This window comes from Mesorhizobium sp. M0293, assembly GCF_040321735.1.
In the GTDB taxonomy this organism is placed as follows: Bacteria; Pseudomonadota; Alphaproteobacteria; order Rhizobiales; family Rhizobiaceae; genus Mesorhizobium.
In genome coordinates this window covers 13988-36584 of sequence record NZ_JAMYSA010000016.1, presented here as the reverse complement: position 1 = coordinate 36584, position 22597 = coordinate 13988, and the positions used below count along the sequence as shown (strand labels likewise).

Genomic DNA, 22597 nt, shown 5'->3' with positions numbered 1-22597 from the left:
ATGAGGCTGTTATAATGGGATCGAGCGGTCGTCGGCAAAGGCCTGCAGCAGCGCCCGCATCGGCAGCCCCTGCGCCGGCGCCATCAGGTTGTCGTCGAAGAATGCCTCCAACTCATCCAGCGGCAGTTCCGTCAGCATCGCCTTGACCGGGCCGATCGAGGCCGGCGACATCGAGATCGAGCGGAAGCCGAGGCCGATCAGCGCCATCGCCGAGATAGGTTTTCCGGCGAGTTCGCCGCACAGGGTCACCGGCGTGTGGTTGCGGACACCGGCATCGGCGATCTGCTTCAGGACGCGCAGGAACGGCGCCGACAGCGTGTCGAAGCGGTTGGCCAGTTGCGTGTTGCCGCGGTCGACAGCCATGACGAACTGGAACAGGTCGTTCGAACCGACCGAGACGAAATCGACCGCTTTCATCAATTCGTCGAGCTGGAACAAGAGCGACGGCACTTCCAGCATGGCGCCCAGCTTCAGGCTGGTCGGCAAATGATGGGCAAAACGCGACAGGTGCCGCACCTCGCGATCGATGATCTCGCGCGCCTGGGCGATCTCGCCGAGCTCGGTCACCATCGGCAGCATCAGCTTGAGCTCACGTCCGCCGCTGGCTTTGAGCAGGGCACGGATCTGGGTGCGCAGCAAACCCGGCCGGTCAAGCGTCAGGCGGATCGCCCGCCAGCCGAGCGCCGGATTCTCTTCCTGGATAGAGCCCTTGAAGTAGGGCAGCACCTTGTCGCCGCCAATATCGATGGTGCGGAAGGTGACCGGCTTGCCGCGCGCTGCCTCGAGCACGTCGCGGTAAAGCTTTTCCTGGGCCTCGGCACGGGGAAAGGTCGAGGCGACCATGAATTGCAGTTCGGTGCGGAACAGGCCGATGCCGGCCGCACCCGCCTCGGCCAGCTGCGGCAGGTCGACGGCAAGACCAGCGTTCATCAACAGGTCGACCTGGACGCCATCCCTCGTCGTCGACGGCTTCTTGCGCAGCTCGCGATAGACCTCTTGCCGGCGCGCCCGGAAACGCACCTTTTCGGCATAGGCGGCTTCAAGATCGGCCTGCGGCCGCAAATGGATCACGCCCTCTTCGCCATCGACGATAATGGCGTCGCCGTTTTCCGCCATGGAAACGGCGCCCTTCATCTGGCCGGCGACAGGGATGCCCATGGCGCGCGCGACGATGACGACGTGGCTGGTCGCAGCGCCGTCCTCGAGCACCAGCCCGCGCATCTTGTCCCGGGGATAGTCGAGCAGTTCGGCGGCCCCCATCGAACGGGCAACGATAATGGCGTCCTTCGGCAGCGATGCGGCGACATCCTCCGGCCCGCGTCCCATCAGCTGGCGCAGCAGCCGGTTGGCAAGGTCGTCGAAATCGCTCATCCGCTCGCGCAAATAGGGATCGGTCATGTGCAGCATGCGGGCGCGCATGTCGCTCTGCACCTTTTCCACGGCAGCCTCGGCGGTCAGGCCGTTGCGGATCGCCTCTTCCAGCCGGCGCACCCAGCCGCGGTCGTTGGCGAACATGCGATAGGCTTCCAGAACCTGACGATGCTCGCCCTCGAAGGCGACGTCGCGGCGCTCCAGCATGTCGTCGATGGAGAGCCTGAGCGAACCTAGCGAGGTTTCGAGCCGGCGAACCTCTTCCTCGCTGTCCTCGTTGAACAGATTGGTGACGACGATGCGCGGCTCGTGCAGCACCACATGGCCAAGTCCGACGCCTTCATTGAAGGACAGGCCGGTAAAGCTGACCGGGCGGCGCAGATCGAGTTCAAGGCCAGGCCTGGTCAGCCGCGCCAGATCGCCGGTGGCGATCATCTCGGCGATGACCATCGCGGTGGTTTCCAGCGCCTCGACCTCGTCGTCGCGGTAATGGCGCATGGTCTTGTTCTGCACCACCAGCACGCCCAGCGTGCGCCCTGCCCGCAGCACCGGCACGCCGAGGAAGGAGTTGTAGATCTCTTCTCCGGTCTCCGGCAGGTAGGCGAAGGCCGGGTGTTCCTGCGCATTGGAAAGGTTGAGCGGCCGTGCGCTCGCCGCGATCGTGCCGACCAGGCCCTGCCCCAGCCTGAGCTGCGCCAGGTGGACGGCGTTCGGGTTCAAACCCTCGGTGGCGTAGAGTTCGAGCACCGAATCGGCGCGCAGCACATAGAGCGAGCATACTTCGGCGACCATGTTGGAGGCGATATCGCGCACGATCCGGTCAAGCCGCTCCTGCGGCTCCAGCGGCTCTTGCATGAGCTCGCGGAGCCGTTTGAGCAAAACGCGCGGGCCACTGGCCTGATCACGCATCGCGGCTTCTTCTCCAATGGACATTCTGCCCGTCGCAGTTTCCACTGCGACCGGCGCACACGCAACAACTCAAATCGTTCTCGCTACTGCTTATCCAGACCGTAGACGGAATGCAAAGTACGAACCGCAAGTTCGGTGTACGGACCGTCGATCAGGATCGAAATCTTGATCTCGGAGGTCGTGATGGCGCGGATGTTGATCGACTTGTCGGCCAGCGCCTTGAAAGCGGTGGCTGCGACGCCGGCATGGCTCCTCATGCCGATGCCGATGACCGAAACCTTCGACATGCCGGCTTCCGACTGCACGACATCGTAGCCGATCTCGGCTTTCAGCCGTTCAAGCACGGCTAGCGCCTTGTCGACATCGCCCGATGGCACGGTAAAGGTCATGTCGGTGAACTTGCCGTCCTCGGAAATGTTCTGGACGATCATGTCGACATTGATGTTGGCTTCGGCCAGCGGCCCGAAGATGCCGGCGGCAACGCCCGGCCGGTCGCCGACCCGGCGCAGCGAAATCTGCGCTTCGTCCTTGGCGTAGGCAATTCCGGTGACGACCTGCTGTTCCACGATCTCTTCCTCGTCGCAAATGAGCGTTCCGGGCGGATTGAGCAAATCCCCCATTCCGGGCGCATCGGGATCGTCGAAGGACGACCGCACGAAGGTACGCACCCTGTGCACCATGGCAAGCTCGACCGAACGCACCTGCAGAACCTTGGCGCCGAGCGAGGCCATTTCAAGCATTTCCTCGAACGAGATCTTGGCCAGCCGCCGCGCCTTGGGCTCGATGCGCGGATCGGTGGTGTAGACCCCGTCGACGTCGGTGTAGATGTCGCAACGATCGGCCTTGACCGCCGCCGCGATGGCGACCGCACTGGTATCGGAGCCACCGCGGCCAAGCGTGGCGATACGATTGTCCGGGCCGATGCCCTGGAAACCGGCGATCACCGCCACCTGGCCCTCGCCGAAGCGCTTGATCAGGAACGCGCCGTCGATGTCGAGGATGCGCGCCGCGCCATGCGCATTGTCGGTCTTGATTGGGATCTGCCAGCCCTGCCAGGAGCGTGCATGCACGCCCATGTTCTGCAGGGTGATTGCCAGAAGGCCGGCCGTGACCTGTTCGCCGGAAGCGACCACCGCGTCATATTCGCGTGCATCGTGCATCGGCGAGGCTTCGCGCGTCCAGCCGACCAGTTCGTTGGTCTTGCCGGACATCGCCGAAACGACCACCGCCACCTCATGGCCGGCATCGACCTCGCGTTTGACGTGACGCGCCACATTGCGGATGCGGGCGATGTCGGCGACGGAGGTTCCGCCGAATTTCATCACGATGCGCGCCATGGAAGCGAAATGCCTTTGACTGAAGCCGGACCCCAGCCCAAAAGCGGGAATCCCGAAAAGCGGGAGGCCGGCTGACGCCGGCCGCTGAATGCGCGGCCTCCTTAGCCAAATGATGAAGGTTTCGCAAGGCTGGCGGCGGATTGCCGGCTTCAAGAAGACGGCATATTGCGTTCCGACGCCGCGCCGCTTACGAAATGTTGCCCCGGGGGAATTCCTTTTGGCTCAGCATTACAGATGATTGCTCGTCTTCGACGCGCCATGCGATGGCAATCGCTCCCGCTCATCATTGGCTTCGCGGTGTTGGCGCTGATCGTCGGCAGCCGTGCCATGCTGGTCGAGGGCCAGAGGGCCAATCGCGCCGCCGCGCGCGAGGCAATCGAGTACCAGGAATTGCTTTCCGGCCTGCTTTCGCTGGCGCAAGACGCGGAGAGCGGCCAGCGCGGCTATCTGCTGACCGGCGAGAAATCCTATCTCGAACCCTATCGACGGGCTGTGAGCGCAATTCCGGGGCAATTTGCACGCATCGACAGCATGACGGCCCCGGACGACCAAATCGTCCAGCAGATCAACCACATCAAGGACGCGCTTTCGCAAATGCAGGCTGAACTGGCCGAGACGATTGTGCTGTACGACCAGGGCAATGCGACGAAGGCGCTGGATCTGGTCCGCAGCGGCCAGGGCAAGGCTGTCATGGACGAAATCCGGACCAGCATGGATAAGATCCGACGCATCGGCGCCGCCGCCGTCGCCGCGCGCGACGACCATACCGACCAGGTCGAAATCTGGCTGCGCGTCGGTTCGCTGGCGGCGCTGCTGGCGATCTTCCTGCTTGCCGCCTACACGATCAGGCAATCGCGCCGCCGCTTCCGCGAGGTGGTGGCCGCCCAGGAAGAACTGATGCGCAAGAACATCGCGCTCGGCCATGAGATCCAGACGCGCGAAAAGGCCGAATCCCAGATCCGCCAGATGCAGAAGATGGAAGCGGTCGGTCAACTCACAGGCGGTATCGCCCACGATTTCAACAACATGCTGGCGGTGATCATCAGTGCCATGAACCTCGCCCAGCGCAAGTTGGCGCGCGGCGAGCACGACATCGCAAAATTCATCGAGGCGGCGGTCGACGCGGCAAACCGTGCTGCCAACCTGACGGCCCGGCTGCTCGCCTTCTCACGCCAGCAGCCGCTGGCGCCGCAGATCGTCGACGCCAACCGCCTGCTGACCGGAATGTCGGACCTCATCCGGCGGGCGCTCGGCGAAGTCATTCGCATCGAAACCGTGCTGGCGGGCGGCTTGTGGAAGATCCATGCCGACCCGAGCCAGATCGAGAACGCCATTCTCAACCTCGCCGTCAACGCGCGTGACGCCATGGGCGATGGCGGCAGGCTGACCATCGAGACCGCCAACAGCCATCTCGACGACAGCTACGCCGTTACCCATGCCGATGTCGAGGCCGGCCAGTACGTGATGATAGCCGTCAGCGACACCGGTTCGGGCATGGCCCCCGAAATCATAGCCAAGGCCTTCGAGCCCTTTTTCACCACCAAGCCGGTCAACAAGGGTACCGGCCTGGGACTGAGCCAGGTGTTCGGTTTCGTCAAACAGTCGGGTGGCCACGTCAAGATTTATTCGGAACCCGGCGAAGGCACGACGGTCAAGATCTACTTGCCGCGATTCTTCGACCCGCAGGAGCCTGTCGTGCCGAGCGGGCGCGGCGGGAACCCCGCGGCACCTGCCACCGAAACGATCCTTGTCGTCGAGGACGATGCCCAGGTGCGTGCCTCCACCACGGATGCCATGCGCGAACTCGGCTACGCCGTCATCGATGCCGCAAGCGGCCAGGAAGCGTTGCAGAAGCTGGCGGAAAACCCCGGCATCGCACTTCTGTTCACCGATATCGTCATGCCGGTCATGAACGGCCGCAAGCTGGCGGAAGAAGCGGTCGCGCGCATGCCTTGGCTGAAAGTGATCTTCACCACCGGCTTCACCCGAAACGCCGTGGTTCACAACGGCGTGCTCGACCATGACGTGCATTTCCTGGCCAAGCCCTTCACCATCGAGCAGTTGGCGGCGAAACTGCGCGACGTGCTGGACACGAAACAAGGCACACCGGAATAATCTCGCCGGCCGCGACAGCGGGACGCCGGACCTCAAGCCACGCTTTTGCTGGCCTTGGCCTGTTGCCGGTCCGCATGCGCGTTGCCCAACCCGACGACGACGCGGTCACGCCCGTCAGCCTTTGCCTGATAGAGCGCGCGATCCGCGGCGTTGACGATCTCCGCCCATGAGGCGCCAAGCTCCGGAAAGGCAGCCACCCCGAATGACGCGGTAATGGTGCCAAGCGTGCGGCCGCGATGAGCGAGATGAAGCTGCTTGATCGCTTTTCGCAGCGCCTCGGCACGCTCGGCGCCATCCGCCAGCGAAGTCGCCGGCATCATCAGGGCGAATTCCTCGCCGCCATAGCGTGACACCACGTCACTTTCCCTGGCATGGTCGAGCAGCGTGCCGGCGACCTGCTTGAGGACAAGATCCCCGGCTTCATGGCCGAACGTGTCGTTGAACTGCTTGAAATGATCGACATCGAGCATGATCATCGCCAGGGGCTGTTCGGAACGCTCCATGCGCCTCAGTTCGCGACTGCTTGTCTCTTCGAGATAGCGGCGATTGTAGAGCCCGGTATTCGGGTCACGGATCGATTGTTGCCGCAGCGTTTCGCGCAGGCGCAAATTGGCGAGCGCCAATGCCAGCGTATCGACGACACCACGCAGGATCTGCTGCCGCTCGGCCAGCCAGCCCGGCCTGTCAACGGCATCTGGTTCGCACAGATGCACAATGCCAAGCGTCTCCCCCTGCGCCGCCAGAGGCATACAGACATAGCCGCGGCCGCCATTCTCGGTGATGTGGTTGCAGCGCGGCGTCAGCATGCCGGGGCCGGCAACATGCTCCTGGCCGCGCCGCAGCGCCCAGCAATCTTCCGGCGCAAATTGGCCAACGCTAGAACGGACGGCCCCCCAATGCGCCATCTCCTCGACCAGATTGCGCGAGGCACTGGTCAGATGAACGGTCCCGCTCAATCCACCAAAGAAGTCGGGCATGGCCGAACCGACGACGGAAAACGCCTCCTTGAAGGTGACGCAAGCCTGCAGCAGCTCGCCGAGTTTGACCAGGCGGGTCGTTGCCTGGGACGTTTCCTTCAGTTCGCGGTTCAGCGTCGCCATTTCCTCGGCGCGATCGCTGACCGCCCTTTCGGCGCTGCGCAACTCGCTGATGTCGCTCAACGTCAGCACGATGCCGCCATCGGAGCGATTGAGCGGATTGCAGCTGGCAATCACCGGCAGGTACGATCCGTCCGGTTTTGCCAGCCGCACCTCCGCCTGATGTCGACGGCCCGTGCTCAGCGCCAGTTCGACCGGCGATGTTCCCTGCGCCAGCCTGTCTCCCGACAGCCCTCTGATATCGAGGATCGACGACCAATTCTGCCCCTCGACCTTGTCGTTGCGCCGCCCGACGATCTCGGCGGCAGCCGGATTGACCGAGACGATCTGGCCACTGCCGTTGATGACGGCGATGCCCTCGGCAACGGTGCGGACAATATCCTCGATATAGGCCTTTTGCTCGACGAGCTGCGCACGCGAGGATTCGAGTTCGGATGCCATGCGGTCGAACCCTTGCGCCAATTGGCCGAACTCGTCATTGGCGATACGGCCGATGCGCGCCCCGGCGTCGCCCCGCGCCAGCGATTCGATGCCGCGGTTGAGACCGGAAAGACCGGCGCCAAAGCCGCGCAGCAAAAGGAAAGCCGAGAGCGCGGAAAGCAGCACGGCGGCCGCGGTGCACAGGCCGACAAGCCAGAGCACGTTGTTGGTGCGCTCCTGGGCAGCGCGCAGCAGCGGCGTGTACTCGAACAGGACCGCGCCGACGGTCTGGTCGGCGGCATCCTTGATCGGCACTGCAACCAGATTGATCGCTTCTGATACGTCGGCGCTGCTTTCGACGAAGTCGCGCGGCTCGCCGTCATCGAGCGTGCGGCCGACTTCATTGCCGCGATCATGATCGAAGGCGGTTCCGACGTTCTGTTCCTCACCCGGGATATCCGCCAGGATGATCTTGCCGCGATCGACCACGACGAGGTCGCGTTTCGAGCCACTGTGCTGCGAGGTCACGAATTCACGCAACGCTTCGGGTCTCTCGAACAACGGACGTGGCGTATCGGCGGCCTTGAAGGCGATCGCCGCCGCCAGTTGCCGTGCAACGCTTGTCGCCTCAGCCAGTGCACCGGATCTGGTCAGCGATATCTGGGAGACTATAGCAATGCCGCCCACAAGGCCGATCAAGGCCACAGCGCTCGACAAAGCTGTGATAATCTGGGTCTTGATCCGCACCAAGCCATCCTATTCCAGGAAGCAATGTATATGCCGAATTTCGGTCGTGCGTCAGGAAACCGCCAACCTCGTAAATTTGATGTTAAGAATCCTGGTCGACCGCGTCTCCAGCAAGATACCCGGCACCGAGGGATGCTGGGTCAGCCTGTGGTGGCTCTCCACAGGCCGGGATAGTCGACTACAAACCCGTGCGGCGAAACCTCGAGGACTTCGTCATAGCCGAACATGGGCGCCGCGTAGGCATAGCGAACCTCGTCGAGACGGCGGTAACTCTGTTCGAGGCGCACCAGCTTGAGCTCGGGGAAGGTCAGGTAGGCGGCCGGGGCGGGCGTCGCCTCGCCGATGCCGAGGTCGAACCGGCGGATCGCCAGCAGGTTCGACGCCGGCGTGAACCCGAGGTCGACGTCGACGAGGCCGGCGACATCCCGTTGAACTTCGCCGTTCAGCGTCCACTGGCCGTCGGAACCGCGTTCGATCGCGTAATGCAGCTTGCGCGTGCCGAGAAAGCCGTCGACCCGCGCCGTTCGTGTGCGCCAGCCGGCGTCGCAATCCACCTCATAGACAAGGCAACACGGCTCGCCGTCCTGGATGAAGACGGCTTGCCCCGTGATGCTGTACCCGCCATCCGTCTGCGAAAGCAGGCAGGCATCGTGGCCCTCCAGGTCCAGCCGGCGCCAGAGGATCGAAGCCGTTTCCTGTTTCATTCGTCGTTTCCTTCGAACTTAAAGCCTGTCCTCTTTTCGCCCAGCGGGCCAATTGTGTTTCGATGAGGTGCCCGACAGGTGACATGTCCTGACAGACCTGTTGCTTTGGCAGCATCGAAAATTGTTGCCTTGACATTCGCGGTCTCACGCCCGACTTCCTAGCGCATGGCGCCGAAATCGGAGTCGATTTCGGAAAGGATCATGCGCAGAATCTAAAGTGCTACGGCGTCCTTCGCACGTCCAAAGGACGCGCGGCGCTGTAGTGTCGAGGAGACCAACCGATGCCAGAGCCCCGACGATCGACGATCGATGCCGCAGAAGTAGAGCGCTTCTCCGCCCTCGCCGCCGAATGGTGGAACCCGAACGGCAAGTTCCGTCCGCTGCACAAATTCAATCCGGTTCGGCTCGCCTATATACGCGACCAGGTGGCAGCGCGCTTTGGCCGTGATCCGCGCGCGGCAAGACCTTTCGAGGGCCTGCGCATCCTCGACATCGGCTGCGGCGGCGGCCTGTTGTGCGAGCCGATGGCGCGGCTTGGCGCCGAGGTGGTGGGCGCGGACGCCTCCGAAACAAACATCGAAGTGGCGAAGCTGCACGCGGCCGAGGGTAATGTCAGCATCGATTATCGCGCCACGACGGCCGAGGACCTTGCCGACGCCGGCGAGAAATTCGACGTCATTCTCAACATGGAAGTGGTCGAGCATGTCGCCGACATCGACCTGTTCGTCGCCAAATGCGGCGAAATGGTCCGGCCTGGCGGCATCATGTTCGTGGCCACCATCAACCGCACGCTGAAGGCGCTCGGGCTGGCCATCATCGGCGCTGAATATGTGCTGCGCTGGCTGCCGCGCGGCACCCATCAATTCGGCAAGCTGGTGCGCCCGGAAGAGCTTGAGAAGGCGCTGGGCGGCGCCGGCCTGACCGTGATCGACCGCACTGGCGTCACTTACAATCCGCTTGCCGACCGCTGGTCGCGCTCGAAGGACATGGACGTCAACTACATGGTCCTGGCGGAAAAAGTCTCGGTCTGATCCTGCACGCCTTTGCTGGAATTGCTCCAGGGTCCTAGGCGTCGAGAGGCCGATAGCCGCCGCGCCAGTAGATGAGCGCCTGGCCGGCATCGCTGGTGCGCACGGCCTCGACCGAACCAATGACGATGGAATGCGTGCCGCGATCGATCATCTCGTCGAGGCTGCAGTCGAAGGCTGCCACCGCATCCGAAAGCAATAAAGCTCCGGTCTTGAGCGTCGTCCATTCGGCGCCCTCATAGCGGTCCTTGCCCTTGATGCCGCCAAAGCCGGAGAACCGCTCGGCAACGCGCTGATGCTGTGGGCCAAGCGAGTTCACGCCGAAATGCCGATAACGTTCGATCACCGGCCACGTCGACGACGACCGGTTGACACAGGCAATCACCTTGGGCGGCTCGGCCGACAGCGAGACGACCGAAATGACCACCAGGCCGGAGCGGTCCTCGCCGGTGCCGGCCGTGATGACGCTGACATTGCCGACAATCAGCCGCATCGCGGCGCGAAAATCCGCGACATCGACAGGAGTTCCCGTAAGAACCTTTGCTTCGGTCATGGCTTGCTCCAAATTTGCGACAAAACAAAAAGAAGTAGAGCGGTTTGGCGTTTTCGTGAACGATGAACCGCTCTACGCCGCCGACTGCATGGCGGCCGCTGCGATGCGGGTGCCCCGCTGCTCGAGGATGGGCAGGACGGTATCGCGAAAATATGGGAATTCCTCGACATAGTCGACGAAGGACAGCGTCGAGCCGCGAAATCCGGCCTCGTGCAAGGCGGTGATCCCATCGGCGACCTGTTCGGGCGTGCCGGTGAGCGGGAAGCCGCCATGGCCCACCGCCATACGGTCGCGAATGAGCGCCAGGAGGTCATGCGGAAACGACTGCGCATGGGCAAATTGCAGCCGCACCAGATTGTCGACCGCCGCCCAGTCGGCATTGGTGCGGCCGAAATACTCGAGATAGTCCGTCGCTTCCTTCTCGGTCGGCCGGCAGACGACATGGGCGAAGGTCAGCACGTCGACGGTGCTGCCGGCGGCGATCGCCTGTTGTTTGAGTGCCGCGATCTCGTCCTTGGAGCGTGACAGGTCGATTGCCGGCGTGAACAGGAAATCGGCATTGCGGACCGCGAATTTGCGCCCTTCTTCCGAGCCGGCGGCGTTGAGGATCGGCAGGCGCGCCGACGGGCGCGGATCGCCAAGCACGTTCTTCAGCTTGAAATAGGTGCCGTCCCAGTCGAACGCCTCGGTGCGATCCCACAGCGCCCTGACGATATCGAACCATTCCTGCGCATAGCCGTATCGCGTGATGTGATCGTCGGGCAGCGTCAGCCCGAGCGCTTCATATTCCGGCTTGTTCCAGCCGGCGACGATGTTGAGGCCGATCCGGCCGCGGCTGATCTGGTCGATCGTCGCCAATTGCTTGGCGACCACGACTGGGTGATTGGCCGCGGTGTGGGTGGTGGCGAAAACCGTGATGTTGCGGGTCAGCGCCAAGAGCCCGGCGGCCCAGGTGATCGTCTCCAGCACATTGCCGTGGAAATTGGTCTCGCCGCCATAGCCGATCCAGCGGGCGATCGGCAGCATGAAATCGATGCCGGCCTCGTCGAGCAGCTGCGCCAGCCGCAGATTGTTGTCCCAGGAACTGACCCATCGTTCGGGGACCTTGGTGACGGTCATGCCGCCGGAACAATTGGACGCGAAGGTTCCGAGAAAGAAGGGCTGCGCATTGGCCGCGGTCTTGTCGAGCATGCTCATTGGTCGTGTTCTCCTCATTTTATGATTATATTTTATAATAGAAAGTCTGTCATAAAATCATATGGACGCAATCGGCCGGATCGGCGCATGCTGCCGTGCGGGGAGACATGATGACCGACCGGCGCAAACCTTTGGAAACGCAAGCCAAGCTGCTGGATCGCGGCTGGCATCTGGCGCGGACACCGCTCGAAATCGACGTTGCCGAAATCGAATATGCGCTGATGCGCTCCTATGAGGCGTTCGGCCGCTGGCAGGCCGAATGCCTGGCGACGGTGATCGAGTTTTCCGCCAGTGGGCCGGAAAATGCGCTGCTGCACATCATCAGGATGAACGACCGGCCAAAGAGCATCCGCGACCTGGCGCAGATGACCAACCGCGACGACATTCCCAACATCCAGTACAGCCTGCGCAAATTGCTCAAGGGCGGCCTTGTCAAGCGAACCGGCAGCGGCAGGGCCGGCGTCACCTACGAGGTCACGCCGCTTGGGTTTCGCGTGACCGAACGCTATGCCGACATCCGTTCCGTCCTGCTCATCGAAGCGGTGACGCGCGTTCCGGAGATGGCGGCGAAGCTCGAGGAAGCGGCGCGCACGCTCGAACTGATGACCGGCATCTATGAGCAGGCGGCCCGTGCCGCGGCCACTCACCGACGCCGGCATCCAAGGCCGGAACCCGGCGGTGAAGAGAACGAAACCGGCGCCAGTTGAGGCGCCAAGGCCTCACGCCGCCTGGCTTTGCGCCTTCATGCTGGTCTGGCCTTGCGCCCTGGTGGTGATGAACACGCCGGCGGTGATGATGACCGCACCCGCCCAGGTCAGCAGCTGATAGTGCTCGCCGAGGAAGATCGTGCCGGCAAACAAGCCGACAGCCGCCGCCACATAACCGATCTGGCTGAGATAGACCGGACCGCCGACCGCCTGCAGCCGGAAGAAGAAGGCGAACATCGCCGACGCCGACGCAGCCTGCGCGACGACGACCAACGGCACGCCGCCGAGGGGAGCGAAGGCCTTGACGCCGAACAGAGCGAGAATGCCGACAAACAGCATCGCTGCCGATGCCAAATGGCTGCCGACGGCAAGCTCGATCGGGCCGGTGCCCTGGGGCCAATCGACCGTGCGGTAGATGTTGCCGGCGGCAAGGCTGACCGGGATCAGCAGCCCCATCACCACCCAGAACAAGTCGGCCGGCTGACCGGCCTCGCCGCGCGTCACCGCCACCATGACGGCGCCGACAAAGCCGATGGCGATGCCGACAATGCCCAGCATGTTCGGGCGCCGGACACGCAGCAGGATCGAGAACACCAGCGTGATCACCGGCGACAGCGTGAACATGATGCCGGTGTAGCCGGCGCCAAGATGCGGAATGGCCGAGAACATCAGGAGATTGGGCACGGCATAGGACACCGCCGCGGTGACGAAGAAATAGCGCAATTTGTGCGCCGTGAGCCGGACACGCTGGCCGCGAGCCAAGAGCACGCACAGCAAGACGCCGCCGGCGCCGAGCGAGATGACGAAAGCCCAGACCATGGCCGGCACGCCGGCAGCCGTAGCGAGCTTGCCGAAGGGCAGTGTCAGGCCGAGCAGGCCGCCGGTGACGACCAGCAGTCCGAGTGCCGAATCCCAGAGAAATTTCATCATCGAACCCTGTCGCGAGCGGCCCTTGGCCAGCATTGCATCTTGCAGTAAGATAATGGAAAGATTCTTAACGTCAAGATATATGATGGTGAGACAGTTGGACAGGGCAGCAAGAGCGATCGAACAATGGAAGCGGGAGCGGCCCGACCTGGATGTCTCGCCGATGGCCGTGCTCGGGCGGCTGAACGAGGCCGCCTCGCTGATCGCCCGCGAGCGGCTCGCGCCGCTGTTTGCCCGTTATGGATTGCAGTCGGGAGAGTTCGATGTGCTGGCAACGCTGCGCCGCTCGGGCTCACCTTACGCGCTGACGCCGACCGCTCTCTACGAAGCGACGATGGTGACGTCCGGCGCCATGACCAACCGGCTCGACCGGCTAGAAACGTCCGGATTGATCCTGCGCGGTCCGCACCCCAACGATCGGCGCGGCATTGTGGTACGGTTGACCGAAAAGGGACTCGCTTTGATCGACGAGGCAGTTACCGCCCACGTTGCCAACGAGCACAAGATTCTGGCGAGCCTGACGCAGGCAGAGAAGGAAGCGCTCTCTCGGCTGCTTGAAAAGCTGATCGGCAGCGTCAGCTAGCCGCTCAGTTGCGGTCGTCCGGAAACACCGGAATCGGCATGAACTCGACGCCGTCCTCGGCCAGGCTCCTGGCCTCGTCCAGCGTCGCCTCGCCATAGATGCCGCGCGGGTCGCTTTCGCCAAAATGGATTTTTCGCGCCTCTTCGGCGAACTTGTCACCGACATAGTCGGCATTCTCGCGCACCTTCTCGGCCATCGCCTTGAGCTGCGCCAAAGCCTGCTTTTGCGCCTCGCCCATGGCGAGCGCGATCGTTTCCTGCTTGCGCGCCGTGGAGACGGCCGGCGCCATCAGCGCTTTCTGCACCTTGTGCGAGCCGCAGGTCGGGCAATCGACAAAGCCGCGCTTCTTCTGGGTATCGAAATCTTCGTTGCTGCGAAACCAGCCTTCGAATTCGTGTTCATGCTCGCAGATCAGGGCAAAACGGATCAAGAGGCTGCACCCCTGAGACGCGGCGCCTCGCCCGAGCCGTTGACGGCAAAATCCCGCGCATTTTTCAAATTGGGGATCTTCTTGCGCGCGGCAAGCGACTGCGCCGGGTCGATCTCGGCGACGATCACTGCCGGCTCGTCATGTGCGGCTTCCGCGATGATACGGCCCCACGGATCGACGATCAGCGAATGGCCATAGGTCTCGCGGCCGTCTTCATGCAGGCCACCTTGCGCGGCGGCGACGACATAGGCGCCGTTCTCGATGGCGCGCGCCCTGAGCAGCACATGCCAGTGCGCCTCGCCCGTCTGGCGGGTGAAGGCGGCAGGTACGGAAAGCAGGTCCGCGCCGGCCAGCGCCTCGGCGCGGAACAATTGCGGGAAGCGCAAATCGTAGCAAACCGCGAAGCCCAGTTTCGCGTCCTCGATCTCGGCCACGACGGCCTCAGTTCCTGGTTCATAGGCGGCGGATTCGCGCCAGCTCTCGCCATTGTCGAGATCGACATCGAACATGTGGATCTTGTCGTAGGTAGCGAGCGTCGCGCCATCCGGCCCGAACAGCAGCGCCCGGTTGGCGAGCTTGCCATCAGTGCGCGCGATGGCGGTCGAGCCGATATGCAGGAAGACGCCGAGCTCCTTGGCAAGTCTGCGCGCGGTCGCGACGACGACATCCTTGTCCTCCGACGTGAAGGATGCGGCGCGGGCTTGCCTGTCGCGGATCAGCGCGCCGGTCATCTCCGGCGTCTGGATGTAGGTCGCACCTTGGCCAGCAGCCTCACGCACCAGCCGTTCGAGATCAACCGCGTTGCGCTCCGGGCTCTCGCCTGAACGCATCTGGATCGCAGCGGCCTTGAAAACACCCATCGTCATATCCTCAAATCGTCGCGCTGTTGGCGAGCAACCTGTCCAGCCGGCCTTCGGCCTCCAGGTCGTGCAGGTCGTCGCAACCGCCGACATGCGTATCGCCGATGAAAATCTGCGGAAAGGTCGAGCGGCCGTGGGCGCGGGAGATCATCTCCTGGCGCAGTTCCGGCGAGAAGGAGGCATCGTGCTCGGTAAAGGCAACGCCCTTGCGCTCCAGCAGCCGCTTGGCCGCCGTGCAATAGCCGCACATCATGCGGGTGTAGATGGTGACATCGACCATGACGAATTTCCACTGTTCGTTGCCGACTTATATAGTCGCGGACTCGTCCGCCCGGAAGTCCCCCGGCAACACACGGGCAAAGGTCAGCACATCGACGGCGGCCGCACCTCCCCTCTTCAGCGCTTTGGTGGCGGAACGGACAGTGGCGCCGGTGGTGTAGACATCGTCGATCAAAAGCACCCTGCGGCCGGCGATCTCGATTTCCGCCTCGGCGGGCACGCGAAAGGCGGCCCGCACATTCTCTTCGCGCTCGCTACGCTCCAGCCCGACCTGCTGGCGGGTGAGTTTCACGCGCCGCACCGCCGAAGGAGCGAAGGGCAATTCACTGAGCGCCGAGACCGCCCTTGCCAGTTCCGCCGACTGGTTGAACCGCCGCCTGAAAAAGCGCCGCCAGTGCAGCGGCACCGGCACCACCACATCCGCTTCGGCGATGAGATCGGCGCCCGCGCGCACCATCCAGCGCGCCATCCACGGCGCGAGATCCGTGCGATCCTGGTATTTCAGCCCCTGCACCATCTGGCGAGCGACACCGGAATAGGCCACCGCCGCCCGCGCCCGCTCGAACGGTGGTGGATCGGCAATGGCCTCGGCGGACAGAAAGCCTTCGCCCATATGGTGGGTGAACGGCGTGCCCATCACCGGGCACCATGGCCGTTCCAGCAGCCTGAGCTTCGGCCAGCAGGCGCCACACAGCACGCCGGGCTGCGAGACATGCCGGCGGCAACCGGCGCAGACAGGCGGAAACAGGATGCGCGCCGGCAAGCCGAGGGCTGACCGGGCGAAACGCTTGATCTCGCTGGGCTTGATCTTGGACATCGGATCGGCCACGTGGTTGGTTCTCCGTGCCAGGTATACCAACTATATCAGGGCGTGGACAAACAAGGATCTGCCTGTTGCAGCCGATAATGGATACCTCTCTGTGGCTGGCGCACAAGCGGCGCGCGCTTGCCCATCCGGTTGACGGCGCGGACTTCCTCATGCGCCGCGCGGCCGAGGACCTTGCCGACCGGCTTGGTGCCGTCGAGCGCCGGTTCGGCAAGGCGGCCGTGCTGTTTTGCCAGACACCGGCGGCAGCCGAAATGCTCGCCGAAAGCGGCAAGGTCGCCGACATTGTCCGCGTCGAGACGGACATGGCTTTCCTGAACGGTGGCGGCGCCGGCTTGACCGCACCGCTCGAAACCGTGCCGTTCGAGCCAGAGAGCCTCGATCTGGCGGTCTCGCTTCTGTCGCTGCAGGCGATGAACGACATTCCCGGCATGCTGGTCCAGATCCGCCGCGCGCTGCGGCCGGACGGGCTTTTCCTCGGCGCCTTTGCCGGCGCCGGCACGCTTTTCGAGTTGCGAGAAAGCCTGCTTGCGGCCGAGACCGAGCTTTATGGCGGCGCCAGCCCACGTGTCATCCCGTTCACCGACGTGCGCGATGCCGGTGCGCTTCTGCAGCGCGCCGGTCTCGCTCTGCCGGTCGCCGACGTCGAGACGGTGACGGTGCGCTATGACAGTCTGTTTGACCTGATGGCGGATCTGCGGGCCATGGGCGAGACCAATGCACTCACCGATCGCAGCCGGCGGCCGGGCTCGCGCACGCTGTTTGCCCGCGCGGCGGAAATCTACGCCGAGCGGTTTTCCGATCCCGACGGCCGCGTGAGGGCAAGTTTCTCGATTGTCTGGATGTCCGGCTGGGCGCCCGATGCATCGCAGCAAAAACCGCTGAAGCCGGGTTCGGCCAAGATCTCGCTGAAGGCAATCCTGGAGGCGCCCGACGGGCAATGATCCTGCCCGCAATCGCGGAAAAGTTGGATCAGGGTGTGGGTGTGAAAGCGTTCGCAAGCTTGCTGTTGTTGTCGCTGAACAGCCAGACGATCCCGTCACGGACCTCACCGATACCGCCGACGATGGCCAGTGACAGCACGGCGATGATCACGCCATATTCGACGGCCGTGGCGCCGGTCTCGTCTTTCAGAAAACGCAGCAGCACTGCTTTCATGGCCTGAACCCCTCTCGCCGGGACCTTACTGCCGATCTGTTAAGAAAGGTTAACGGCAAAGCCTTAACAGGCGGTGAAACGGCCGCCTTTGCGAAAACTCTTAACCATGTCAGCAATCGCCGCTGCTTCTGCCATTGGACCTGATGATGCAGACCGAACTGGGCTGCGGCTGCAGCACGCTGCGGCGCAGCGTGTAGGTTTCGCGATGGCTGACCGAGCCGGTGGCCGTCATGTCGAGCCCGCCGGCAAGACCATCGCGGGCCGACAGCGAGCGTGTCTGGCTGTCTAGGAAAGGGGTTGCGATCAGCGCCAGCGCCACCGCGGCCGAACCGAACAGCAGCGTGATGCGCAATATGCCCATGCCCGCGTCGGCGGCGCGAAAGCCGCGCTCGGGCCGGATCGAGTCCCAATCCCTGTCTAGGCTCATGCTATCGCTCCCCAGCGAATCGGCGGCGCGGCCGCGAACGGCCTTGCTTCAATTTTTCATGACGAGATAAATCTTCCATTAACGCTGGCTGATACGACGCCTCGACCGGCAATCGGACGGGAGCGCCCTCAAAGAAGATCGATGAGGAACGGGATCAGCGGCGCGTCGGCCGGCGGCATCGGGTAGTCGCGCATCTGCTTCGGCCGCACCCATTTCAGCGCCTGCCCTTCCCTTGGGTGGGCGATGCCGCGAAAGCGGCGGCAGATGAACAGCGGCATCAGCAGATGGAAGTCGTCATAGGAATGGCTGGCGAAGGTGAGCGGCGCCAGGCACGGAATGTCGGTTTCGATGCCGATTTCCTCGTGCAGTTCGCGAATGATGCATTGTTCGGGCGTCTCGCCGGGCTCGACCTTGCCACCGGGAAATTCCCACAGCCCGGCAAGTTGCTTGCCCTCGGGCCGTTGCGCCAGCAGCACCCGGCCGTCGGCATCGACCAGCGCACAGGCGGCGACCAGGAGCAGGCGCTTGCCGGCGATCGTCATATCACTCATGCCCAACTTCACTCATGCCCGGGCGGCCGGCGGTAGTGGTAGCGATAGACTTCGTCGAAGCCCAGCGAATGGTAGAGCGCCAGCGCCGGGATGTTGCCGGCCTCGACCTGCAGCCAGGCTTCCCGCGCACCTCGCAACCGCGCCCATTTCAGCGCCGACAGGATCAGGTTGCGGCCGTGGCCCTTGTTGCGCGCCGACTTGTCGGTGGCGACCTCGAAGAGGCCGGCGAGATCGCCGTCGTGCACGCAGATAAGCGTTGCCAGCGGCTCGGCTCCATCTTCGAGCGCGAACAGGCCGGCCTCGGGCTGGATGGCACCGATGATCTCCGACAGGCCAGGCCGCAGCGAAACATCCGAACCGCTGACCTTGAGCGACGCGCCGATGAAGCGGCTGATGTCCTTCAGCGGAATCTGGTCCATGGCGGCATCGAGTTGCGCGTCGGCCAGCGGCAGCCGCATGACCAGCGACTCGTCGAACCGGCTCCAGCCCTCGCGGTCGAGATGGTTGGCGAGATCGGGACCCGACAGCGGCGACATGCGGAACGTCAGCGGCCTGCCATAGGCATCGAAACGGCGGCTGGCCCGGCCGATACGGTCGGCAATGTGCATGATATCGCCGGGATCGAGCGGATTGACCGAGTTCAGCCGCTTGGCCGGATGGCCGGCGGTCAGCCGCACCACCCAGGTGCCGTCATAGTGGACGGCGGCTGCCGGCCACGCGCGAAAGCCGGCCGCCTCGTAGCGACGCACGATCGCGAGCATGCTTGCCGGGTGCCTGGAGCCCAAAACCATCAGCTCCGGTAATCGCCATTGATGGCGACATATTCCTTGGTGAGATCGCAAGTCCACACCGTCGCCTTGCCGCGGCCGATGCCGATATCGGCACGGATGCGGATGTCGTCGCGCTTCATATAGGCCGACGTCGCTGCCTCGGAATAGGAGGGATCGCGCTCGCCTTCATGCGCCAGCCTGTTGTCGCCGAACCAGATCGACAGCCGGTCGCGATCGGCGGGCTCGCCGGCCTTGCCGACGGCCATGACGACGCGGCCCCAATTGGCGTCCTCGCCGGCGACCGCGGTCTTGACCAGCGGCGAATTGGCGATCGACAGCGCGATGCGCTTGGCCGAGCGCGCCGATTTGGCGCCGGTGACGGTGACTTCGACCTGCTTGCGGGCGCCCTCGCCGTCGCGCACCACTTGCAGCGCCAGCGATTTCAGCACCTTGCCGAGCGCCCGCCGGAATGGGCCAAGGCGGGCATCCTTTGCATCAGAGATCGCTGGCGCGCCGCGCTTGGCGGCCTTGCCGGTGGCGAAGATCAGCAGCGTATCGCTGGTCGAGGTGTCGCTGTCGACGGTGACCGCGTTGAAGGTCTTGGCCGTGCCGCGCGACAACAGGTCCTGCAAAACAGGGGCGGCGATCGACGCGTCGGTGGCGATGAAGGAGAGCATCGTTGCCATGTCGGGCGCGATCATGCCGGCGCCCTTGGAGATGCCGTTGATGGTGACGTCGGTATCGCCGAGCTTGACGGTCGCGGTCGCCACTTTCGGATAGGTATCCGTGGTCATGATCGCCTTTGCCGCCTCGGTCCACAGCTCAGGCTTGCCGTTGCTGACCAGTCCCGCGAGCAGGTGGCTGAATTTGCTGGTGTCGAGCGGCTCGCCGATGACGCCGGTCGATGCCAGGAAAACCTCTGCTGCCCGGCAGCCGGCCGCCTTCGCCGCCGCCTCGCCCGTCAATGCGGTCGATTCGCGGCCCTTCTTGCCGGTGAAGGCGTTGGCGTTGCCGGAATTGACGACCAGCACCCGCGCCTTGCCTGAGCCGAGATTCTGCCGGCAGAAATCGACCGGCGCCGAGGGGCACTTCGATTTCGTGAACACGCCGGCGACCGCGGTGCCTTCATCGAAGACCATGGTCAAAAGGTCGGTGCGGTTCTTGTACTTTATCCCCGCCTCGGCAGTGGCGATGCGCACCCCCTCAATGGCCGGCATCTTGGGGTATTTCTTCGGCGCAAGCGGCGAAATCGTAGTGGACATGGCGGCCTCGGGCGGGAAAATCGCAAGGGAAGGCCGGTTTGCCCGATACGCCGCGCGGGCGCAAGGGCGTTTTCGCCGCTCTTGCCAGGGGCGGGAACCCCATTTGGGATCAAGCTTGCATTTCAAATCCGTTGGCGTCGCCGGGGCCGATGGCGTTATGATCCTGCCCATGGGCAGGCTTGCGATCCTCGCATGGGCATTTCTGGGACTTTTGCTGCTGAGCGCGGATGCACAGCCGCAGCGGCGCGTGGCGCTGGTCATCGGCAACGGCACTTATGCCGAAGCCGGCACGTTGGCCAATCCGGTGAACGACGCGCTCGACATCGCCGACAAGCTGCACTCCATCGGCTTCGAGGTCATCGAGGGCAATGATCTCGGCAAGCGCGAGCTTGAACGCAGCATCGGCGAGTTCTCCGATGCGCTCGAAGGCGCCGGCGTCGGGCTTTTCTACTATGCCGGTCACGGACTGCAGGTCGACGGGCGCAACTACATCGTGCCGGTCGACGCCAGGTTGGACGTTCCGGTAAAGCTGCAGCTCGAGGCGGTGCCGATCGACGAAGTGCTCGACATCATGGAACAGCAGACCAAAGTCAGCCTGGTGTTTCTCGACGCCTGCCGCAACAACCCGTTTGCCCGCAGTCTCAGCCGCACGGCCACCACGCGCTCGGCGACGGCGCTGGCGGGACTGGCGCAATTCGATTCGACACGCGGTTCGTTTATTGCCTTCTCGACGGCACCCGGTGCTGTCGCCATGGACGGAAGCGGGCGCAACTCGCCCTTCGCCGAGGCCCTGCTGCGGCATATCGCCGAACCCGGCCAGAGCATCAACGACATGATGATCGCGGTGCGCCGCGACGTGGTTTCGCAAACCCGCGAAGCCCAGCGCCCCTGGGAGCAGGGCTCGCTGCTCGAACGCTTCGAATTCGTCTCGGACGGACAGCCCGCCCAGCCGCGGAAGTCGGCCGCCGCGCCGGCGCCCTCGACGGAAGTTGCCGTACTCGAGCGCTCGGTGGGCGACGACAAGGGATCGATCGAGAAATTCCTCCGCCAGGATTATCTGACGCCGGACACCAAGGCGATGAGCGAGACCGTCAAGCGGCTCTACGGCCCGTCCGCGACCATTTTCGGCGCGCGCTACGACGCCGATGCCATCGTCAAGGTGAAGACCGACTGGTTCGCGCAATGGTCCTCCTGGTCGCTTGGCCTGGTATCAGGCAGCCTGGAGGTCACCCCGCATGGCGAGGATCGCTCCGAGGCCATCTTTGCCATGCGCTACGACTATGTGCCGAAGGACAAGTCGGCGGCTCGCCTGACCGGCAAGGCACGCGTCACGCTTGGACTGGTCAAGGCCGACGGCGGCTGGCGCATCGAGTCCGAGACATCGCAAGCGATGCAGTAGGCATCATCCGGCGTTGTCGAATAGTTCTGTGCCGGTCGCGTTTATGCCGATAGGAATTTTTTCCTTGACCCATGAGGGCAGCTATGCTAGATTTTCGGCCATGGTGCTGATTGCGCCAGTGACCCGCCGCACAGGCGGGTTTTTGCGTTAGGGGCTTCGTCAACCAACATGCTGGTAGAGGCTCCAAAGGAATATGTTATCCTTGACTTGTTGCCTGGCGCGACCATCATCGCCGTCCAGAAGTTTGAAAACGCGGCGTTTCGTTTGAACGCCAGGTCACCTATGCTGCCGGCAAACCTGGTGGCGAGGACGACAGACATGGCCGAGGATGCCGATCCGGCGCGCAGATCGATCGGTGCGCGGCGCAACCCCGACAGCGCCGATGCCATTCTCGACGCCGCCGAGGCCGTGCTGGTCGAGGCCGGCTATGCCGGGTTCTCGATCGAGGCGGTGGCGCGGCGGGCCCGCGCCGGCAAACCCACCATCTATCGCTGGTGGCCGAGCAAGGCGGCATTGCTGCTCGAAGTCTACCAGCGCCAGAAACGCGTCGATGTTCCCGATACCGGGCGACTGGAGGAGGATCTCGTCGGCTTCCTGAAAAACCTGTTCGCTCACTGGCGCGAGACATCGTCGGGCAGCGTGTTCAGGTCGCTGATCGCCGAGGCGCAGTCGGATGATACGGCGGCGGCTGCCCTTGCCGACTATGCGCTGGGCCGACGGTCCCACACCGGTCAGATCATCGAACGCGCCAAGGCAAGGGGCGAAATCCCGGCCGAAATCGATCCGGCTGTTGTCGCCGACCTGATCGCCTCCTTCGCCTGGAAGCATCTGTTGACCAACCGGCTCGACGAGGACGAAGCGACGATCCGCAAGGTGGTCGGTTACGTCATGCGAGGCATAGCGGCGCCCGGAAGGTAAAAAGGCGCGGCAACCCTTGGCT

General features: G+C 63.9%; 23 protein-coding genes. 7 read left to right on the top strand and 16 right to left on the bottom strand.

All coding sequences use genetic code 11. The features are described 5' to 3' along the window. Window positions 1-9: 9 nt before the first annotated feature. Together ptsP and NKJ06_RS08945 are read right to left on the bottom strand one after the other, a co-directional pair. Window positions 10-2280: a phosphoenolpyruvate--protein phosphotransferase gene (gene ptsP, locus NKJ06_RS08950; protein ID WP_352631757.1), complete on the bottom strand. Its 2271-nt coding sequence runs from the start codon at window positions 2278-2280 to the stop codon at window positions 10-12. A gap of 83 nt (window positions 2281-2363) precedes the next feature. Next, a complete protein-coding gene (locus NKJ06_RS08945; protein WP_352631755.1) occupies window positions 2364-3617 on the bottom strand; it encodes an aspartate kinase in 1254 nt (417 codons plus the stop codon). Between the two features lie 258 nt (window positions 3618-3875). Here NKJ06_RS08945 and NKJ06_RS08940 point away from each other — a divergent pair, with 258 nt between their 5' ends. Next, on the top strand, window positions 3876-5732 hold the full coding sequence (locus NKJ06_RS08940; protein WP_352809654.1) for a CHASE3 domain-containing protein: 1857 nt from the start codon (window positions 3876-3878) through the stop codon (window positions 5730-5732). A 32-nt stretch (window positions 5733-5764) separates the two neighbouring features. On the opposite strand, the gene NKJ06_RS08935 is transcribed toward NKJ06_RS08940, so the two are convergent. Then, the gene (locus tag NKJ06_RS08935) at window positions 5765-7996 is read right to left on the bottom strand and encodes a diguanylate cyclase (RefSeq protein WP_352631751.1); all 2232 of its coding nucleotides are present in this window, start codon (window positions 7994-7996) and stop codon (window positions 5765-5767) included. A 140-nt stretch (window positions 7997-8136) separates the two neighbouring features. After that, window positions 8137-8700 carry a putative glycolipid-binding domain-containing protein gene (locus NKJ06_RS08930; protein WP_352631749.1) on the bottom strand — a complete coding sequence of 188 codons (564 nt, stop codon included), beginning with the start codon at window positions 8698-8700 and terminating at the stop codon, window positions 8137-8139. A 281-nt stretch (window positions 8701-8981) separates the two neighbouring features. On the opposite strand from NKJ06_RS08930, the gene ubiG reads away from it, so the two are divergent. Beyond that, the gene (ubiG, locus tag NKJ06_RS08925; protein WP_352631747.1) at window positions 8982-9731 is read left to right on the top strand and encodes a bifunctional 2-polyprenyl-6-hydroxyphenol methylase/3-demethylubiquinol 3-O-methyltransferase UbiG; all 750 of its coding nucleotides are present in this window, start codon (window positions 8982-8984) and stop codon (window positions 9729-9731) included. Between the two features lie 34 nt (window positions 9732-9765). Here the strand turns inward: ubiG and NKJ06_RS08920 are convergent, their stop codons facing one another. Both NKJ06_RS08920 and NKJ06_RS08915 read right to left on the bottom strand, forming a co-directional pair. After that, window positions 9766-10281, bottom strand: a complete 516-nt coding sequence (locus NKJ06_RS08920; protein WP_352631745.1) for a flavin reductase family protein — start codon at window positions 10279-10281, stop codon at window positions 9766-9768. A 72-nt stretch (window positions 10282-10353) separates the two neighbouring features. After that, on the bottom strand, window positions 10354-11478 hold the full coding sequence (locus NKJ06_RS08915; RefSeq protein ID WP_352809651.1) for an LLM class flavin-dependent oxidoreductase: 1125 nt from the start codon (window positions 11476-11478) through the stop codon (window positions 10354-10356). Window positions 11479-11588: 110 nt separating this feature from the next. Between NKJ06_RS08915 and NKJ06_RS08910 the strand changes: the two genes are divergently transcribed. Further along, window positions 11589-12185, top strand: a complete 597-nt coding sequence (locus NKJ06_RS08910) for a winged helix DNA-binding protein (RefSeq protein ID WP_352809649.1) — start codon at window positions 11589-11591, stop codon at window positions 12183-12185. A 12-nt stretch (window positions 12186-12197) separates the two neighbouring features. Here the strand turns inward: NKJ06_RS08910 and NKJ06_RS08905 are convergent, their stop codons facing one another. Next, the gene (locus tag NKJ06_RS08905; protein WP_352631854.1) at window positions 12198-13112 is read right to left on the bottom strand and encodes a DMT family transporter; all 915 of its coding nucleotides are present in this window, start codon (window positions 13110-13112) and stop codon (window positions 12198-12200) included. Between the two features lie 97 nt (window positions 13113-13209). Between NKJ06_RS08905 and NKJ06_RS08900 the strand changes: the two genes are divergently transcribed. Further along, a complete protein-coding gene (locus NKJ06_RS08900) occupies window positions 13210-13695 on the top strand; it encodes a MarR family winged helix-turn-helix transcriptional regulator (RefSeq protein WP_352631739.1) in 486 nt (161 codons plus the stop codon). Between the two features lie 4 nt (window positions 13696-13699). Here the strand turns inward: NKJ06_RS08900 and NKJ06_RS08895 are convergent, their stop codons facing one another. Genes NKJ06_RS08895 through NKJ06_RS08880 form a run of 4 tightly spaced genes read right to left on the bottom strand, consistent with a single transcriptional unit; the run spans window position 13700 to window position 16093 of the window. Then, window positions 13700-14125 (bottom strand): DUF1178 family protein, encoded by a 426-nt coding sequence (locus tag NKJ06_RS08895; RefSeq protein ID WP_352631737.1) that lies wholly within the window; start codon window positions 14123-14125, stop codon window positions 13700-13702. Beyond that, window positions 14122-14985, bottom strand: coding sequence for a carbon-nitrogen hydrolase family protein (locus NKJ06_RS08890; RefSeq protein ID WP_352631735.1), 864 nt, complete (start codon window positions 14983-14985; stop codon window positions 14122-14124). The genes NKJ06_RS08895 and NKJ06_RS08890 overlap by 4 nt, the downstream gene beginning before the upstream one ends. Before the next feature lie 10 nt (window positions 14986-14995). Beyond that, on the bottom strand, window positions 14996-15265 hold the full coding sequence (gene grxC / locus NKJ06_RS08885; RefSeq protein WP_352631733.1) for a glutaredoxin 3: 270 nt from the start codon (window positions 15263-15265) through the stop codon (window positions 14996-14998). 27 nt (window positions 15266-15292) lie between these two features. Beyond that, window positions 15293-16093, bottom strand: a complete 801-nt coding sequence (locus NKJ06_RS08880) for a ComF family protein (RefSeq protein WP_352631731.1) — start codon at window positions 16091-16093, stop codon at window positions 15293-15295. Between the two features lie 65 nt (window positions 16094-16158). Here NKJ06_RS08880 and NKJ06_RS08875 point away from each other — a divergent pair, with 65 nt between their 5' ends. Beyond that, on the top strand, window positions 16159-17034 hold the full coding sequence (locus NKJ06_RS08875; protein WP_352631729.1) for a methyltransferase domain-containing protein: 876 nt from the start codon (window positions 16159-16161) through the stop codon (window positions 17032-17034). A 28-nt stretch (window positions 17035-17062) separates the two neighbouring features. On the opposite strand, the gene NKJ06_RS08870 is transcribed toward NKJ06_RS08875, so the two are convergent. The 5 genes from NKJ06_RS08870 to argJ all read right to left on the bottom strand — a co-directional run bounded on the left by NKJ06_RS08870 (window position 17063) and on the right by argJ (window position 20258). Further along, window positions 17063-17248, bottom strand: coding sequence for a Flp family type IVb pilin (locus tag NKJ06_RS08870; RefSeq protein ID WP_352631728.1), 186 nt, complete (start codon window positions 17246-17248; stop codon window positions 17063-17065). 109 nt (window positions 17249-17357) lie between these two features. Then, complete coding sequence (locus NKJ06_RS08865; protein WP_352631726.1) at window positions 17358-17675, bottom strand: hypothetical protein; 318 nt, start codon at window positions 17673-17675, stop codon at window positions 17358-17360. A gap of 128 nt (window positions 17676-17803) precedes the next feature. Beyond that, entirely contained in the window at window positions 17804-18226 is a 423-nt protein-coding gene (locus NKJ06_RS08860; protein ID WP_352631722.1) for a (deoxy)nucleoside triphosphate pyrophosphohydrolase, read from the bottom strand. Between the two features lie 8 nt (window positions 18227-18234). Continuing rightward, window positions 18235-18987 carry a GNAT family N-acetyltransferase gene (locus NKJ06_RS08855; RefSeq protein ID WP_352631720.1) on the bottom strand — a complete coding sequence of 251 codons (753 nt, stop codon included), beginning with the start codon at window positions 18985-18987 and terminating at the stop codon, window positions 18235-18237. Window positions 18988-19016: 29 nt separating this feature from the next. Beyond that, window positions 19017-20258, bottom strand: a complete 1242-nt coding sequence (gene argJ / locus NKJ06_RS08850) for a bifunctional glutamate N-acetyltransferase/amino-acid acetyltransferase ArgJ (RefSeq protein ID WP_352631718.1) — start codon at window positions 20256-20258, stop codon at window positions 19017-19019. 115 nt (window positions 20259-20373) lie between these two features. Between argJ and NKJ06_RS08845 the strand changes: the two genes are divergently transcribed. Beyond that, entirely contained in the window at window positions 20374-21657 is a 1284-nt protein-coding gene (locus NKJ06_RS08845; RefSeq protein ID WP_352631716.1) for a caspase family protein, read from the top strand. A gap of 318 nt (window positions 21658-21975) precedes the next feature. Further along, window positions 21976-22575 carry a TetR/AcrR family transcriptional regulator gene (locus NKJ06_RS08840; protein ID WP_352631715.1) on the top strand — a complete coding sequence of 200 codons (600 nt, stop codon included), beginning with the start codon at window positions 21976-21978 and terminating at the stop codon, window positions 22573-22575. Window positions 22576-22597 lie beyond the last annotated feature (22 nt).

Excerpts from the sequence above, each read along its gene's own strand:
- NKJ06_RS08930 (WP_352631749.1), bottom strand. The coding sequence starts at position 8,700 with ATGAAACAGGAAACGGCTTCGATCCTCTGGCGCCGGCTGGACCTGGAG.
- ptsP (WP_352631757.1), bottom strand. The coding sequence starts at position 2,280 with ATGCGTGATCAGGCCAGTGGCCCGCGCGTTTTGCTCAAACGGCTCCGC.
- NKJ06_RS08855 (WP_352631720.1), bottom strand. The coding sequence starts at position 18,987 with ATGCTCGCGATCGTGCGTCGCTACGAGGCGGCCGGCTTTCGCGCGTGG.
- ubiG (WP_352631747.1), top strand. The coding sequence starts at position 8,982 with ATGCCAGAGCCCCGACGATCGACGATCGATGCCGCAGAAGTAGAGCGC.
- NKJ06_RS08905 (WP_352631854.1), bottom strand. The coding sequence starts at position 13,112 with ATGAAATTTCTCTGGGATTCGGCACTCGGACTGCTGGTCGTCACCGGC.
- NKJ06_RS08910 (WP_352809649.1), top strand. The coding sequence starts at position 11,589 with ATGACCGACCGGCGCAAACCTTTGGAAACGCAAGCCAAGCTGCTGGAT.
- NKJ06_RS08940 (WP_352809654.1), top strand. The coding sequence starts at position 3,876 with ATGCGATGGCAATCGCTCCCGCTCATCATTGGCTTCGCGGTGTTGGCG.
- grxC (WP_352631733.1), bottom strand. The coding sequence starts at position 15,265 with ATGGTCGATGTCACCATCTACACCCGCATGATGTGCGGCTATTGCACG.
- NKJ06_RS08890 (WP_352631735.1), bottom strand. The coding sequence starts at position 14,985 with ATGGGTGTTTTCAAGGCCGCTGCGATCCAGATGCGTTCAGGCGAGAGC.
- NKJ06_RS08920 (WP_352631745.1), bottom strand. The coding sequence starts at position 10,281 with ATGACCGAAGCAAAGGTTCTTACGGGAACTCCTGTCGATGTCGCGGAT.
- NKJ06_RS08860 (WP_352631722.1), bottom strand. The coding sequence starts at position 18,226 with ATGAGTGATATGACGATCGCCGGCAAGCGCCTGCTCCTGGTCGCCGCC.
- argJ (WP_352631718.1), bottom strand. The coding sequence starts at position 20,258 with ATGTCCACTACGATTTCGCCGCTTGCGCCGAAGAAATACCCCAAGATG.
- NKJ06_RS08840 (WP_352631715.1), top strand. The coding sequence starts at position 21,976 with ATGGCCGAGGATGCCGATCCGGCGCGCAGATCGATCGGTGCGCGGCGC.
- NKJ06_RS08915 (WP_352809651.1), bottom strand. The coding sequence starts at position 11,478 with ATGAGCATGCTCGACAAGACCGCGGCCAATGCGCAGCCCTTCTTTCTC.
- NKJ06_RS08870 (WP_352631728.1), bottom strand. The coding sequence starts at position 17,248 with ATGAAAGCAGTGCTGCTGCGTTTTCTGAAAGACGAGACCGGCGCCACG.
- NKJ06_RS08945 (WP_352631755.1), bottom strand. The coding sequence starts at position 3,617 with ATGGCGCGCATCGTGATGAAATTCGGCGGAACCTCCGTCGCCGACATC.
- NKJ06_RS08865 (WP_352631726.1), bottom strand. The coding sequence starts at position 17,675 with ATGAGCCTAGACAGGGATTGGGACTCGATCCGGCCCGAGCGCGGCTTT.